We start from the raw sequence: 14,692 nt of genomic DNA on the forward strand, positions 1-14,692 counted from the left end.
AATATGATTTGTAACCCTGATCGCCACCTGACCCTACCCTACAAATGCCCACCCAACCTACCGAGACCGGAGCGCGCCTCGCGCTAATCCGGATTCTGCCATGGGCCATTTTATGCCTCGGGCTGGCGCTGACCTACGTGCTGCAGGATGCCACTCGACACGCGGCCAGGCAGTCGCGGCAGGATGAGTTCAATTTCCGCGTCGATGAAATCGTCGGCAACATCAACAAGCGCATGCATAACTACGAACAGGTGCTGAGCGGCGCCGCCGGGCTGTTCGCCGCATCGCAACCAGTGGGGCGCGGCGAGTTTCGCGCATACGTCAGCGCCCTGAAACTGGCCGGCAAATATCCCGGCATTCAGGGCGTGGGGTTCGCCCTGCTGGTACCGCCCGGCGACAAAGGCCGCCACGTCGAACAAATCCGGCAGGAAGGCTTTCCCGGGTACAACATCCGCCCGGAGGGAGACCGCGACATCTATACCCCGATCGTTTTCCTCGAGCCGTTCGACTGGCGCAACCAGCGCGCCTTCGGCTACGACATGTTCGCCCAGCCAACACGCCGCGCCGCCATGGCACAAGCACGCGACGAAAGCAGCACCATCATTTCCGGCAAGGTGAAATTGCTGCAGGAAACCGAAAAAGACAGCCAACCCGGCTTCCTGATGTATGTGCCGGTCTATCGCAACCATGCGCCCATCGAAACGCCCGAACAGCGCCGTGCCAATCTGGTGGGTTGGGTTTATGCCCCCTTCCGCATGAACGACCTGATGAAAGGGATACTGGGCCAGCATTTCGGCGAGATCAAGCAGTCCTTCGACCTGGAAATCCACGATGGCGATGCGGCTGTCCCCGACAAATTGATGTATGACTCGGAAAAATCCGCCGACAAAGCCGCCGCGGCATTCAAAGTAACCAAAAGCATCAGCCTGTTCGGGCACGACTGGACGGTGACCGTCTATTCCATGCCGGCCTTCGATGCCCAGGTAAAAAGCGAAAAAGCATTGATCATCGCCCTTTCGGGCAGTGCTGGCAGCGTGTTGCTGGCGCTCGTGGTATGGCTGCTGGTGACAGCACGCGCAAGCGCGCTGGTCGTGGCGGAAGACATGACACGCGCGCTGCACCTCCTGAGCGACTGCAACATGACCCTGGTGCAGGCGGAAGACGAGCACAAACTGCTGGCTGAAATCTGCCGCCTGATCGTAGAACGCGGCGGCTATCTCATGGCCTGGGTTGGCTATGCGGAACAGGATGAAGCCAGGACCGTGCGCCCGATCGCGGAATTCGGCTTCGAAGACGGCTATCTCGACACCGTCGACATCACCTGGGCGGATAGCGAGCGAGGCCAGGGGCCGACCGGCACCTCGATCCGCAATGGACGCACCGAAATCAACCAGAACGTGCTCATCAACCCCAGGATGGCACCCTGGCGCGAAGCCGCGATCAAGCGCGGATACCAGTCCAGCATTTCGCTGCCGCTGGTAAACGAGGGAAAGGTTCTGGGTGCGCTTGCCATCTATGCGCGCGCGCCGCTCGCCTTCAACCCGGAAGAAGTCCGTCTCCTGGAGGAACTCGCCGGCGACCTCGCCTTCGGGATCGTCACGCTGCGCACCCGAACCGAACGGGCAGCCGCCGAGGCACGCGCGAGCTTTCTCGCCCATTATGATCCGCTCACCCACCTGCCCAACCACCTGTTGCTGCGCGACCGCTTCGCGCAGGCGCTGGCTATTTCCGAGCACGAGCAGTCTGGCCTGGCCCTGCTCTACCTCGACATGGACAATTTCCAGCAGGTCAACGACAGCCTCGGGCACGATGTCGGCGACCAATTGCTGGTCAAGGCGGTGGAACGGCTGCAGCACTGCCTGCGCGACACCGACACCATCAGCCGCCAGAGCGGGGATGAGTTCACCATTCTGCTCAGCAGCATCGGCGATTTCAGCGCGGTGGCGCGCATCGCCGGCAATATCCTCAACGCCTTTGCCGAGCCGATCAGTATCGGCGAGCATGTGCTGAACACCTCCTTCAGCATCGGCATCAGCCTGATGCCCAACGACGGGCTGGATTTCGATACCCTGCTCAAGAAGGCCGATACCGCGGTTTATCACGCCAAGGGCGCCGGGCGGAACACCTACCGCTTCTTTACCCGGAAGATGAACGAGGGTGCGCTGGAGCAAATCCGGCTGCAAGGGCAGCTGCATAGCGCGGTCAAAAACCAGGAGTTCCTGCTCCACTACCAGCCGCAGATCGACATCGGCAGCGGCCGCATCGTCGGCGCCGAAGCCTTGGTGCGCTGGCAGCACCCGCTCGACGGGCTGGTCTCTCCGGCACGTTTCATCCCGCTGGCGGAAGACAGCGGCCATATCATCCAGATCGGCGAATGGGTGCTGAACGAAGCCTGCCGCCAGGCGCGAGCCTGGCAGGATCTCGGCCTCGATCCGGTGGTGATGGCGGTCAACCTCTCGGCCCTGCAATTCAAGCGCGGCAACGTGCTGGAGATGACCAAGGCCGCGCTCCTGCGCTCAGGGCTGGCGCCGGCCCACCTCGAGCTGGAGCTGACCGAATCGATTCTGCTGCAGGACGTGGAGACCACTATGCAGACTCTGGACAGCCTGAAAGCATTGGGGGTGAGGCTGTCCATCGACGACTTCGGCACCGGATATTCCAGCCTGTCCTACCTCAAACGCCTGGCGGTGGACAAGCTCAAGATCGACCAGTCATTCGTGCGCGACCTGGTCACGGACGCGGGCGATGCGGCCATCGTTAAAGCTGTCATTCAACTGGGGCAGGCCCTGCAGCTTTCGGTCATCGCCGAAGGGGTGGAAACCGAAGCGCAGTTGGCTTTCCTGGCAAATGCAGGCTGTGACGAAATCCAGGGCTACCTGTTCAGCCGCCCGGTCCCCGCCGCGGAGTTTGCCGCCTTGCTCGAAAAAGGTTCGCTCGCCCCCGCCTGAGCGCACGGCGCGCGATCAGCTCGGCCAGTCGTAATCGATTAGCAGCGGGGCGTGGTCGGAGAAACGTTCCGCCTTGTAAACGCTGGCGGCGGCGGCCTTCTCCGCGATACCGGGCGTGGCGATCTGGTAGTCGATGCGCCAGCCCACGTTTTTGGCCCAGGCCTGCCCGCGGTTGGACCACCAGGTGTAGGCTTCGCCGGTCGCCTCGGGTTGCAGGCGACGGTACACGTCGACCCAGCCGACCTGGTCGAAAACATGGGTCAGCCAGGCGCGTTCCTCGGGCAGGAAACCGGAGTTTTTCTGGTTCGATTTCCAGTTCTTGAGGTCGATTTCCTTGTGGGCGATGTTCCAGTCGCCGCACAGGATGATTTCCCGCCCGCTCGCCTTGAGTTCGCGCAGGTGCGGCAGGAAGCGTTCGAGGAAATAGAATTTCACCTGCTGGCGCTCTTCCGAGCTGGAACCGGAGGGCAGGTAGAGCGAGATCACCGACAGATTGCCGAAATCCGCCTGAAGATAGCGTCCCTCGGCATCGATATCGGCGATGCCCAGCCCTTCGACCACCCTGTCGGGTTCGCGCCGCGAGTAGATGCCCACCCCGCTGTAGCCCTTCTTTTCGGCATAGTGGAAACAGCCGTGGAAGCCCGCCGGCTGGAGCATTTCCGGGCGCATATCGGCAGCCTGGGCCTTGAGTTCCTGCAGGCACACCACGTCGGCGTCCTGCCCGGCCAGCCAGTCGAAAAACCCTTTGCTGGCGGCGGAGCGGATGCCATTTAGATTTACAGATATAATGCGCAAGATTCGTCCTTAAAACTGATTGAACATGACCGACTTTAGACAGGAATTCATCGAATTCGCGATTCAGCGCAACGTGTTGTGCTTCGGCGAATTCAAGACCAAGGCAGGGCGTCTTTCTCCCTACTTCTTCAACGCCGGCTTGTTCAACGACGGCGTGGCCCTGCAAAAACTCGGGCAATTTTACGCCAAAGCCATTGTCGCTGCCGGTGTTCAGTTCGACATGCTGTTCGGCCCGGCCTACAAGGGCATTCCTTTGGTGGCGGCGATCGCCATCGCGCTGGCCGAGCAGGGGCGCAACGTGCCTTTCTGCTTCAACCGCAAGGAAGCCAAGGACCACGGCGAAGGCGGCTCGCTGATCGGCGCACCGTTGCAGGGCCGGGTACTGATCGTCGACGACGTGATTTCCGCCGGAACCTCGGTGCGCGAATCGGTCGAGCTGATCCGTCAGCACGGCGCGCAACCCTGCGGCGTGGCGATCGCCATCGACCGCATGGAACGCGGCAGCGGAACGCTCTCGGCGGTGCAGGAAGTCAGCCAGAACTACGGCATGCCCGTTATCAGTATCAGCGACCTGGACAGCCTGATCGGCTATCTGCAAAGCCACCCCGGAATGGCCGCAAACGGTGCGGCAGTTGCCGCCTACCGCGAACAATATGGTGTTAAATAAGGACGAATTCGTGAAAAAACTGACTCTTCTGATCGCCGCCACCCTCTGTGCCGGCATGGCCCATGCAGCGCCCCTGAAAAAATGCGTCGACGACAAGGGACGCGTCTACTACGGCGATGCCATCCCCGCCGACGTGCTGGACAAATGCCGCAGCAGCAGCGAGCTGTCGCGCGAGGGCATGGAGAAAAAGAAGACCCGCTATCTCACCGAGGAAGAACGCAAAGCCCGGGAAGGCGAGGCGGCGCAGCAGAAACTGGACGAGGAAAAAGCCAAGGAACAGAAGCGCCGTGACAAGGCTTTGCTGGACACCTACGCCAGCGAAAAGGAAATCAACCTGTCGCGCGACCGCAACCTGCAAGCCGCGCAGACCCAGATCGACGGCAGCCAGATGCGCGCCAAATCGGCGCAAGACCGCGCCGCAGAACTGCGCAAGCAGGCCGAAGGTTTCGCCAAAATCAAAAAGCCGGTTCCCGCCTACCTGAACGAGGAGCTCAAGCGCGCGGAAAATGAATTCAGGACTTCCAGCGAAACCGTGGCGAAATGGCGCGAGGAATATAAGGATATCCAGGCGCGCTTCGAAGAAGACAAGAGACGCTTCCGCGAGCTGAAAGGTTACCCGCCCGAACAACCGGCCGCAGCGGCGCCGCAGGCTCCGGTCAAAACCACAAAATAAGGGGCCATAAAAAAACGGGGGCTGCGGCCCCCGTTTTTCGTTTCCGGAATGCGAAACGTCGTGGCACCGTTCAGCCGGCCAGCTTCTTCTTCATGATGTCGTTGAGCTGAGCCGGGTTGGCCTTGCCCTTGCTGGCTTTCATCGCCTGACCGACGAAGAAGCCGAACATCTTTTCCTTGCCGCTGCGGTATTCGGCCACCTGCGCCGGGTTGGCGGCGATGATGTCGTCGATGATTTTTTCGATCGCGCCGCTATCGGAAATCTGCTTCAGACCCCTGGCTTCGATGATCGCGTCGGCGTCACCCTCGCCGTTCCACATCGCCTCGAAGACTTCCTTGGCGATCTTGCCGGAAATAGTGCTGTCCTGGACGCGCTTGAGCAGGCCGGCAAGCTGGGTGCTGGAAACCGGGCTGGCGCCGATGTCGAGGTCGTTTTTGTTGAGCGCGGCGGACAGGTCGCCCATCAGCCAGTTGGCCACGAGTTTCGCATCTCCGCCCAACGCCGCCACCGTGGCCTCGAAATAATCGGCCAGCTCGCGCGCAGCGGTAAGCGCGCCGGCGTCATAGGCCGGCAGTCCGAATTGCGACATGAAGCGTTCGCGCTTGGCCTGGGGCAATTCGGGCAGCGCAGTGCGCACCTGCTCGATATAGGCGTCGCTCACCGCCAGCGGCAGCAGGTCGGGGTCGGGGAAATAGCGGTAGTCATTGGCCTCTTCCTTGGAGCGCATGGAACGCGTCTCGTTGCGCTCCGAATCGTAGAGCCGGGTTTCCTGCACGATCCTGCCGCCGTCCTCGATGATCTCGATCTGGCGCTGCACCTCGAACTCGATCGCCTTTTCCATGAACTTGAACGAGTTGAGGTTCTTGATCTCGCAGCGCGTGCCGAGCGTCTCCACCCCCAGCGGGCGCACCGAGACGTTGGCATCGCAGCGGAACGAGCCTTCCTGCATGTTGCCGTCGCAGATGCCGATCCAGCGCACCAGCGAATGCAGCGCCTTGGCATAGGCCACCGCCTCCTGCGCGCTGCGGATGTCCGGCTCGGTGACGATCTCGATCAGCGGCGTGCCGGCACGGTTGAGGTCGATGCCGCTCATGCCGTGGAAATCCTCGTGCAGGGATTTTCCGGCGTCTTCTTCCATGTGGGCGCGGGTAATGCGGATATCCTTCTCATAATCGCCCATCTGGATACGCAGCGTGCCGCCCTCGGCCACGATGGGCAGCTCGAGCTGGGTGGTCTGGTAGCCTTTGGGCAGATCCGGGTAAAAGTAGTTTTTGCGCTCGAACACCGATTTGCGATTAATGCGCGCGCCGACTGCCAGGCCGAACTTGACCGCCTTTTCCGCCGCCGCACGATTGAATACCGGCAACACGCCGGGCAGGGCGATATCCACCGCGCAGGCCTGGGTGTTAGGTTCGGCGCCATAAGCGGTGGCCGCCCCGGAGAAAATCTTGGTCACGGTGTTGAGTTGGGCGTGCGTTTCCAGCCCGATCACGACTTCCCATTGCATTTTGAAACTCCTTGGGGAGCAGTGAGCGGTAAGCAGTGAGCCGAGCCACCGCTTACCGCTCACCGCTCACTGTTCACTATTCACACAGCGGCGGCAGCCGCACATGCCAATCCGTCGCCAGCTGGTACTGGTGCGCCACGTTCAGCATTTTCGCCTCGGCGAAGTAGTTGCCGACGATCTGCAAGCCAACCGGCAGGCCGTTGTCACCGAATCCGCAGGGCACGGACATGCCCGGCAGGCCGGCCAGGTTGACCGCGATGGTGTAGATGTCGGACAAATACATCGAGACCGGGTCATCGCTCTTTTCGCCCAGCTTGAAGGCGGTGGTCGGCGCGGTCGGGCCCATGATCACGTCGCATTGCCTGAACGCCTGTTCGAAATCCTGGGCGATCAGGCGGCGCAATTTTTGCGCCTTGATGTAATAGGCGTCGTAGTAGCCGGCGGACAGCACGTAAGTGCCGATCATGATGCGCCGCTTCACTTCCGTGCCGAAGCCCTGAGCGCGTGTTTTCTGGTACATGTCCGCAAGGTCGCCGTATTCCGGGGCGCGGTAGCCGTAGCGCACGCCGTCGTAACGGGCCAGGTTGGAACTGGCCTCCGCCGGTGCCAGCACGTAGTACACCGGGATGGAGAGGCGCGTGTTGGGCAGGCTGATTTCGACGGTTTCCGCACCGAGCCGGCGATATTCGGCGAGCGCGGCTTCCACCGCCCGGGCCACGTCGGCGGACAGACCTTCGGCGAAGTATTCCCGGGGCAGGCCGATTCTCAGACCCTTGAGTGGCCGATTCAGGTCGCGCGCGTAATCCTCCTTGTCGCGCTCCAGGCTGGTGGAATCGCGGCTGTCGAAGCCGGCCATGACATTGAGCAACAGGGCGCAATCCTCGGCACTTTTCGCCATCGGGCCGCCCTGGTCGAGCGACGAGGCGAAGGCGATCATGCCGTAGCGCGACACCGTGCCGTAAGTCGGCTTGATGCCGGTGATGCCGGTCAGCGCTGCGGGCTGGCGGATCGAGCCGCCGGTGTCGGTGCCGGTCGCGGCCGGCGCCAGGCGGGCCGCCACGGCTGCGGCGGAACCGCCGGAGCTGCCGCCGGGGACGACGCTCACATTCCAGGGATTTTTCACCTGGCCGAAGAACGAGGTTTCGTTGCTTGACCCCATGGCGAACTCGTCCATGTTGGTCTTGCCCAGATTCACCGCGCCGGCGCGGTCGAACTGTTCGATCACGTGCGCGTTGTAAGGTGACACGAAATTGGACAGCATTTTCGAGCCGCAGGTGGAAAGCCAGCCCTGGGCACAAAATATGTCTTTCTGGGCGATGGGAATGCCGCAGAGCGGCGTGGCATTTCCGGCCGCGATCAACGCGTCCGCGGCACGGGCCTGAGCCAGGCTTTTTTCCGCATCCAGGGTGATGAAGGCGTTGAGCGTGGGGTTGAGCGCGTCGATACGCTGCAGGAAAGTCTGCGTCAGCTCGACGCTGGAGATTTTTTTCTCCGCCAGCAGGCTGGAGAGTTCCTTGAGACTGGCGTTTAACATTATTCAATAACCTTGGGAACAAGATACAGGCCCGCTTCGACCTGCGGCGCCACGGCCTGGTAGGCCTCGCGGCGGTTGGCTTCGCTCACGACATCCTCGCGCAGGCGCAGCACCACGTCCTGAGCGTGCGCCATCGGTTCGATGCCGTCCGTATTCACCGCCTGCATTTCCTCCACCAGCCCCAGAATGCTGGAAAGCTGCGTGAGATAGCCTTGCGCCTCGCTCTCGCCCACCTCGATGCGGGCCAGATGAGCGATGCGTTTTACATCGTCCAGCGTCAATGACATAAAATTCACCTCGGGTATAACTTATTAAAACCTGCTTAATTAGGTTATTATAATTCATTTTATCGAACACCTCTAAAAGACCCCCGAGACACAAGTATGTTTGGATTCCTACGCGGCTATTTTTCTACTGATCTGGCAATTGACTTGGGTACCGCCAATACCCTGATTTACGTGCGCGGCAAAGGCATCGTGCTGGACGAGCCGTCCGTGGTGGCGATCCGCCAGGAAGGCGGTCCCTCCGGCAAGAAAACCATCCAGGCGGTCGGCGCCGAAGCCAAGCTGATGATCGGGCGCACGCCCGGTTCCATCACCGCCATCCGCCCGATGAAGGACGGCGTGATCGCCGACTTCACCATCACCGAGCAGATGCTCAAGTATTTCATCAAGAAAATCCACGACTCGCGCATGCTCTCGCCCAGCCCGCGCATCATCATCTGCGTGCCTTGCGGATCCACCCAGGTGGAACGACGCGCCATCCGCGAATCCGCGATCGGCGCCGGCGCCCGGCAGGTGTACCTGATCGAGGAACCGATGGCGGCAGCGATCGGCGCCGACCTGCCCGTGGCAGAGGCCACCGGCTCGATGGTCGTGGACATCGGCGGCGGCACCACCGAAGTGGGCGTGATTTCCCTCGGCGGCGTGGTGTATGCCTCCTCCGTGCGCGTCGGCGGCGACAAGTTCGACGAAGCCATCATCAACTACATCCGCCGCAATTACGGCATGCTGATCGGCGACGCCACCGCGGAAATGATCAAGAAAAAGATCGGTTCCGCATTCCCGGCATCCGAAGTGCTCGAGATGGAAGTCAAGGGACGCAATCTGGCCGAGGGCATCCCGCGCAGCTTCACCATTTCCAGCAACGAAGTACTGGAAGCCCTGACCGACCCGCTCAACGCCATCGTCAGCGCAGTCAAACAGGCGCTTGAACAAACGCCGCCCGAACTGGGCGCGGACATCGCCGAGAAGGGCATGGTCCTCACCGGCGGCGGCGCGCTGCTGCGCGATCTCGACCGCCTGCTGATGGAAGAAACCGGCCTGCCGGTAGTGGTCGCGGAAGATCCGCTCACCTGCGTAGTGCGCGGTTCCGGTCGGGCGCTGGAAGAAATGGACAAGCTCGGCACCGTATTCACGAATGACTAAGTAGCTGTCAGCCATCAGCGGTCTGTTTTTTGTGCGCGGCCCTGCCGCGTGTTTTTGCTGAAAGCTGATGGCTGAAAGCTGATGGCTAAATAGCCCCATGGATCACGAGCCATTTTTCAAGCGCGGCCCCAGCCCTTTAGCAAGGCTGGCGTTTTTCGGCCTGCTTTCCATTATTCTGATGGCTGTCGACGCGCGCTTCAATCAACTCGAGCCGTTGCGCCAGGGCGTGGGACTGGCTCTGCACCCCTTGCAGCAGATCGCCAACAGCCCGCTCGCCCTGTCGCGCCGTGCGAGCGACTTTTTCGTCACTCAGAGCCAGCTCGCGGGCGAAAACGACCGCCTCAAACAGCAACAGCTCATGACCGCCGTCCAGGTCCAGCGCAACCAGGCGCTCCAGGCCGAAAATACCTACCTGCGACGCTTGCTTGCCAGCAGGGAAAAATTCGACGACAGCGCGATTGCTGTCGAGATCATGAGCGACGGACGCGACCCGTTCAGCCGCAAAATCATCGTGGACAAAGGCAGCAGCAGCCACGTCCTTCCCGGCCAGGCGGTCATCGACGATATCGGGTTGGTGGGCCAGGTAACACGGGTACAGGTATTGAGCAGCGAAATCACCCTGATTACCGACAAGGGACAGGCGGTTCCGGTAGAAGTGCTGCGCAACGGCCTGCACGCCATTGCCTTCGGCCATGGCCAGGACAACACCCTGGAACTGGCTTTCATGGCCACCAATACCGACATCCAGAACGGTGACAAGCTGGTGACTTCCGGCATAGACGGCACTTATCCGCGCGGCGTGCCGGTTGCTGTCGTGACCCAGATCGAGCGCAACGCCGGCTACCCGTTCGCCAAAATCACCTGTACGCCGAGCGCCGGCGTCGATCGTTATCGTAACCTGCTGGTCGTGTCGGCCACGCCACCAAAGGCGAAGCCGGCAGCGAGCAAGGAACACCAATGAACGTCTCCGCACCCGCCCTGACCCGGCCCGTCAGCGTGCAGTTCATGGCCACCAGCCTGTTTGCCGCTGTGATGCTGAACCTGCTGCCGTGGCAAGGGGTCGTGCTGCTGGCGCGCCCGGATTTCGTGCTGCTGGTGCTGCTTTACTGGGTGATCCACCAGCCGCTGCGTATCGGCATGGCTGCAGCATGGGGGCTGGGACTTGTCATGGATGTCGCCGACGGCGCCCTGCTCGGTCAGTATGCATTGTCCTACACCGTCGCCATCTTTCTTGCCCTGATCCTGCACCGGCGCATCCAGGCTTTCGGTCTGTGGCAACAGGCCCTGCATGTCAGCGTGCTGCTGCTGACAAGCCAGCTGCTGACCCTGTTGGTGCATCTGGTGAACGGGGCAAGTTTCATCGGCTGGGGGTATTTCCTCGCCACGATCAGCGGTACGCTGCTGTGGCCCGCATTGGGGCTGCTCATTCCACTCGCACTGAAGCACAAAACCCTGCCCGAATAATCCTAGAAACCCCAGTTGACCGCTGTGCTGAGTGCGTAATGTTATGGATTCAATAAATTTCTTTACATGCCATGGCTTCACCCATTTGGTGAGGCAGCTACGTGGTGGATTGCACAATTTTTGTGGCGCATGGCGGCGTTGCAACTCCTTGGAATGGAATGACCATTCCGCGCGTCGTTGCGCCTTGCCCTGCACCCCAAAAATCGCACACTCCACCACGTCCCACGGAGGTTTCCAGGATAACCCAGGATGAAGTTCGGCACCGAAATCAGGAACCACAAGCGGGAACTCTATTATTTCCGGCTGCGGCTCGCCCTGAGTGCGGCTTTCGTGCTGTTCGCCTTTTCCTTGCTGGGCGCACGCCTGTTCTACCTGCAGGTCATGCAGCACGATCATTACCAGACGCTGGCCGAGAACAACCGCATATCCATCGTGCCCATCGTGCCGAATCGCGGCTTGATCCTGGACCGCAACGGCGTGCCGCTGGCGAACAACTATTCCGCCTACACCCTGGAAATCACCCCCAGCAAAGTGGACGATCTCGACGCCACCATCAACAGCCTGGCCGGCATCATCGACATTACCAGCCGCGACCGCAAGCGCTTCAAAAAACTGCTGGAAGAGAGCAAGAATTTCGAGACCCTGCCGATCCGCTCGCACCTCACCGAAGTCGAGGTGGCGAAATTCGCTGTCAACCGCTACCGCTTCCCCGGCGTCGAGATCAAGGCTCGCCTGTTCCGTCATTATCCGCACATGGAAACCTTTTCCCACGTGGTCGGCCACATCGGACGCATCAGCGAAAAAGACATGGAGCGCCTGGATGAAGAGGACGTTTTATCCAATTATCGCGGCACCGATCATATCGGCAAGCTGGGCCTGGAACAAAGCTACGAGCAGCAATTGCACGGCGTAACCGGCTTCGAACAGGTGGAAACCGATGCCGGCGGGCGCGCAGTACGCACCCTGGCGCGAACGCCTCCGACTTCCGGCAACACCCTCTATCTCTCCATCGACAGCAAACTGCAGCAAATCGCCGTGAAAGCTTTCGGCCAGTTCCGCGGCGCCCTGGTAGCGATCGAGCCGAAAAGCGGCGAAGTGCTGGCCTTCGTCAGCCAGCCAGGCTTCGACCCCAACCTGTTCGTCGACGGCATCGACGCCGCCAACTGGGACGCCTATAACAATTCGCCCGACAAACCGCTCAACAACCGCGCCCTGCGCGGCCAGTACCCGCCCGGCTCCACCTTCAAACCGTTCATGGCGCTGGCCGGGCTGGAGCTAGGCAAACGCACGCCTTCCTACACCATCTCCGACCCCGGTTTCTACACCCTGCCCGGCAGCAGCCACCGTTACCGCGACTGGAAAGTCGGCGGCCACGGCTCGGTGGACCTGCGCAAATCCATCGTCATCTCGTGCGACACCTACTATTACGGCCTGGCGGTAGACCTGGGCATCGACAACATCACCAACTTCATGAGCCACTTCGGCTTCGGCAGGAAATCCGGCATCGACATCGAAGGCGAACAATCCGGGGTGCTGCCGTCGCAAGCGTGGAAAATGAAGCGCTTCAGGCAGAAGTGGTACACCGGCGACACCGTCAGCGTCGGCATCGGCCAGGGCTACAACCTCGCCACACCGCTGCAACTGGCGGTGGCGACCGCCGCACTGGCCAATAACGGCCAGGTCATGCGGCCGCACCTGGTGCACAGTGTCCAGGACAGCAAAACCGGCCAGATCCGCGTCCTGGCGCCGGAAGCCCGCGACACCTGGCCGCTCAAGCCGGAAAATCTGGACCTGGTGAAAGCCGCGATGGTGGATGTCACACTCCCCGGCGGTACCGCCTCACGCGCCGGCGCGGGGGCGGAATACAGCATCGCTGGCAAGACCGGTACCGCCCAGGTGGTCGCCATCAAACAGGGACAAAAATACATCGAAAGCCAGGTCGCGGAGCGCAACCGCGATCATGCCCTGTTCATCGCCTTTGCCCCCGCCGACAAGCCAAGAATCGCCGTCGCCGTGCTGGTGGAAAACGGCGGCCATGGCGGCAGCACCGCGGCACCGATCGCGCGCATGGTGATGGACTATTACCTGCTGGGCAAAGTCCCCAAAGAACAGCTCGCACCCGACGCGGCAGAGGAGCCGGAACATGATTAGACGCCTGTTTATCCGCCTGGTGACACACCTGGACGGCTACCTGCTGCTCGCCCTCGCCATGATCATGCTGCTCGGCCTGGTGGTACTGTACAGCGCCGCAGGGGAGGACTTCCATTTCGTCACCCGGCAACTGGTGAACCTGTCAGTAGCGCTGGGTGTCATGTGGCTGGTCGCCAACATCCCGCCGCAGCATCTGGCGCGGCTCGGCCCGCCGGTTTATGTAATCGGCCTGCTGCTGTTGCTCGGCGTGGCGATGTTCGGGGAAATCAGCCACGGCGCGCGGCGCTGGCTATATATCGGCGTAACGCGCATCCAGCCCTCGGAGATCATGAAAATCGCCGTACCGCTGATGCTGGCGTGGTATTTCGACCGGCGCGCCGCCACCCTCCGTTTCAAGGATTTCGTCATCGCGGCCGCTTTGCTGCTGATTCCGGTGGTGCTCATCGCCAAGCAGCCCGACCTCGGCACTGCGCTGATCGTGAGCGCTGCCGGTTTTTACGTGCTCTTCCTCGGCGGCCTGTCGTGGCGCGTGCTGATCGGCTTGGCGGTTGCCGGGGCGGCCAGCCTGCCCCTGCTATGGTCGATGCTGCACGACTACCAGCGCCAGCGCGTGCTGACCCTGCTCGATCCTTCGCAGGACCCGCTCGGCGCTGGCTATCACACGCTGCAATCCACCATCGCCATGGGTTCCGGCGGTATTTTCGGCAAGGGCTGGCTGCATGGCACGCAAGCCCATCTTGAGTTCATCCCAGAGCGCCATACCGACTTCATCCTGGCGGTGCTGGGCGAAGAGTTCGGCCTGTTCGGCGGACTGGTATTGCTGGTGCTGTACCTGCTGGTAATCGGGCGCGGTCTGGCCATCGCCGCCAATGCGCCGACCCTGTTCGGGCGCTTGTTCGCAGGCAGTATCGTGCTCACCTTTTTCACCTACGCCTTCGTCAACGTCGGCATGGTGAGCGGCATCCTGCCGGTGGTCGGCGTGCCGCTGCCGCTGGTGAGCTACGGCGGCACCTCGGCGGTCACCCTGCTGTTCGGCATGGGCGCGCTGATGAGCATCCAGACCCACCGCAAGCTGGTGAAAACCTGAAGCCGGCACCCGGTTGGACCTTGACTTTTTCACGCCCGACAACAGCCTGATCGCGCTGTTCCTGTCCAGCTTCCTCGGCGCCACGGTGCTGCCCGGGGGGTCGGAAGCGGTATTGTTCGCCCTGCTCAAGCTTCATCCGGAGCTGCTCTGGAGTGCGCTTGCCATCGCCTCCATCGGCAATACCCTGGGGGCCCTGACCTCCTACCTGCTGGGGCGCTTCCTGCCCCAGGGCCGCAACCACCGTGCGGCAGGCTGGCTGCAGCGCCATGGCAGCCCGGTCCTGCTGCTCGCCTGGGCGCCGCTGATCGGCGATGCGCTGTGCGTGGCGGCGGGTTGGCTGCGCATCAACCCCTGGCATGCCGCCCTGTTCATGTTGATCGGCAAAGCCGCGCGTTACGGCGCGGTCGCGTTTGCCAGCACCTGAATATCCAATTGGCCG

The 14,692-nt window shown here is 61.7% G+C and carries 13 protein-coding genes; 9 read left to right on the top strand and 4 right to left on the bottom strand.

Annotated features, from left to right (window positions below; translation table 11 throughout):
• Positions 1-44 precede the first annotated feature (44 nt).
• Entirely contained in the window at positions 45-2,948 is a 2,904-nt protein-coding gene (locus tag SKTS_RS17980; RefSeq protein WP_198420396.1) for a bifunctional diguanylate cyclase/phosphodiesterase, read from the top strand.
• Positions 2,949-2,963: 15 nt separating this feature from the next.
• Here the strand turns inward: SKTS_RS17980 and SKTS_RS17985 are convergent, their stop codons facing one another.
• A complete protein-coding gene (locus SKTS_RS17985; protein WP_198420397.1) occupies positions 2,964-3,743 on the bottom strand; it encodes an exodeoxyribonuclease III in 780 nt (259 codons plus the stop codon).
• Positions 3,744-3,768: 25 nt separating this feature from the next.
• Between SKTS_RS17985 and pyrE the strand changes: the two genes are divergently transcribed.
• A complete protein-coding gene (gene pyrE / locus SKTS_RS17990; RefSeq protein ID WP_173068376.1) occupies positions 3,769-4,410 on the top strand; it encodes an orotate phosphoribosyltransferase in 642 nt (213 codons plus the stop codon).
• A gap of 10 nt (positions 4,411-4,420) precedes the next feature.
• A complete protein-coding gene (locus tag SKTS_RS17995) occupies positions 4,421-5,083 on the top strand; it encodes a DUF4124 domain-containing protein (RefSeq protein ID WP_173068379.1) in 663 nt (220 codons plus the stop codon).
• A 70-nt stretch (positions 5,084-5,153) separates the two neighbouring features.
• Here the strand turns inward: SKTS_RS17995 and gatB are convergent, their stop codons facing one another.
• The 3 genes from gatB to gatC form a co-directional block, all read right to left on the bottom strand.
• The gene (gene gatB, locus SKTS_RS18000; protein WP_173068381.1) at positions 5,154-6,590 is read right to left on the bottom strand and encodes an Asp-tRNA(Asn)/Glu-tRNA(Gln) amidotransferase subunit GatB; all 1,437 of its coding nucleotides are present in this window, start codon (positions 6,588-6,590) and stop codon (positions 5,154-5,156) included.
• A gap of 76 nt (positions 6,591-6,666) precedes the next feature.
• Entirely contained in the window at positions 6,667-8,124 is a 1,458-nt protein-coding gene (gene gatA, locus SKTS_RS18005) for an Asp-tRNA(Asn)/Glu-tRNA(Gln) amidotransferase subunit GatA (protein ID WP_173068384.1), read from the bottom strand.
• Positions 8,124-8,411, bottom strand: a complete 288-nt coding sequence (gene gatC, locus SKTS_RS18010) for an Asp-tRNA(Asn)/Glu-tRNA(Gln) amidotransferase subunit GatC (protein ID WP_173068387.1) — start codon at positions 8,409-8,411, stop codon at positions 8,124-8,126. The genes gatA and gatC overlap by 1 nt, the downstream gene beginning before the upstream one ends.
• A gap of 96 nt (positions 8,412-8,507) precedes the next feature.
• Between gatC and SKTS_RS18015 the strand changes: the two genes are divergently transcribed.
• From SKTS_RS18015 to SKTS_RS18040, 6 genes are all read left to right on the top strand, one after another.
• Positions 8,508-9,551: a rod shape-determining protein gene (locus tag SKTS_RS18015; RefSeq protein WP_173068390.1), complete on the top strand. Its 1,044-nt coding sequence runs from the start codon at positions 8,508-8,510 to the stop codon at positions 9,549-9,551.
• A gap of 97 nt (positions 9,552-9,648) precedes the next feature.
• Positions 9,649-10,512 (top strand): rod shape-determining protein MreC, encoded by an 864-nt coding sequence (gene mreC, locus SKTS_RS18020; protein ID WP_173068393.1) that lies wholly within the window; start codon positions 9,649-9,651, stop codon positions 10,510-10,512.
• Positions 10,509-11,015 carry a rod shape-determining protein MreD gene (gene mreD, locus SKTS_RS18025; protein WP_173068396.1) on the top strand — a complete coding sequence of 169 codons (507 nt, stop codon included), beginning with the start codon at positions 10,509-10,511 and terminating at the stop codon, positions 11,013-11,015. Before mreC ends, mreD begins: the two co-directional genes overlap by 4 nt.
• Before the next feature lie 249 nt (positions 11,016-11,264).
• Positions 11,265-13,166, top strand: a complete 1,902-nt coding sequence (mrdA, locus tag SKTS_RS18030; RefSeq protein ID WP_173068399.1) for a penicillin-binding protein 2 — start codon at positions 11,265-11,267, stop codon at positions 13,164-13,166.
• The gene (gene rodA / locus SKTS_RS18035; protein ID WP_173068402.1) at positions 13,159-14,253 is read left to right on the top strand and encodes a rod shape-determining protein RodA; all 1,095 of its coding nucleotides are present in this window, start codon (positions 13,159-13,161) and stop codon (positions 14,251-14,253) included. Before mrdA ends, rodA begins: the two co-directional genes overlap by 8 nt.
• Before the next feature lie 13 nt (positions 14,254-14,266).
• Complete coding sequence (locus SKTS_RS18040; protein ID WP_173068405.1) at positions 14,267-14,677, top strand: YqaA family protein; 411 nt, start codon at positions 14,267-14,269, stop codon at positions 14,675-14,677.
• Positions 14,678-14,692: the final 15 nt, after the last annotated feature.

Source organism: Sulfurimicrobium lacus (assembly GCF_011764585.1).
Lineage (GTDB): Bacteria > Pseudomonadota > Gammaproteobacteria > Burkholderiales > Sulfuricellaceae > Sulfurimicrobium > Sulfurimicrobium lacus.

Bases quoted from the DNA above. Each gene is read 5' to 3' on its own strand.
- SKTS_RS17980 (WP_198420396.1), top strand. From the start codon at position 45: ATGCCCACCCAACCTACCGAGACCGGAGCGCGCCTCGCGCTAATCCGG.
- pyrE (WP_173068376.1), top strand. From the start codon at position 3,769: ATGACCGACTTTAGACAGGAATTCATCGAATTCGCGATTCAGCGCAAC.
- gatB (WP_173068381.1), bottom strand. From the start codon at position 6,590: ATGCAATGGGAAGTCGTGATCGGGCTGGAAACGCACGCCCAACTCAAC.
- gatA (WP_173068384.1), bottom strand. From the start codon at position 8,124: ATGTTAAACGCCAGTCTCAAGGAACTCTCCAGCCTGCTGGCGGAGAAA.
- gatC (WP_173068387.1), bottom strand. From the start codon at position 8,411: ATGTCATTGACGCTGGACGATGTAAAACGCATCGCTCATCTGGCCCGC.
- SKTS_RS18015 (WP_173068390.1), top strand. From the start codon at position 8,508: ATGTTTGGATTCCTACGCGGCTATTTTTCTACTGATCTGGCAATTGAC.
- mreC (WP_173068393.1), top strand. From the start codon at position 9,649: ATGGATCACGAGCCATTTTTCAAGCGCGGCCCCAGCCCTTTAGCAAGG.
- mreD (WP_173068396.1), top strand. From the start codon at position 10,509: ATGAACGTCTCCGCACCCGCCCTGACCCGGCCCGTCAGCGTGCAGTTC.
- mrdA (WP_173068399.1), top strand. From the start codon at position 11,265: ATGAAGTTCGGCACCGAAATCAGGAACCACAAGCGGGAACTCTATTAT.
- rodA (WP_173068402.1), top strand. From the start codon at position 13,159: ATGATTAGACGCCTGTTTATCCGCCTGGTGACACACCTGGACGGCTAC.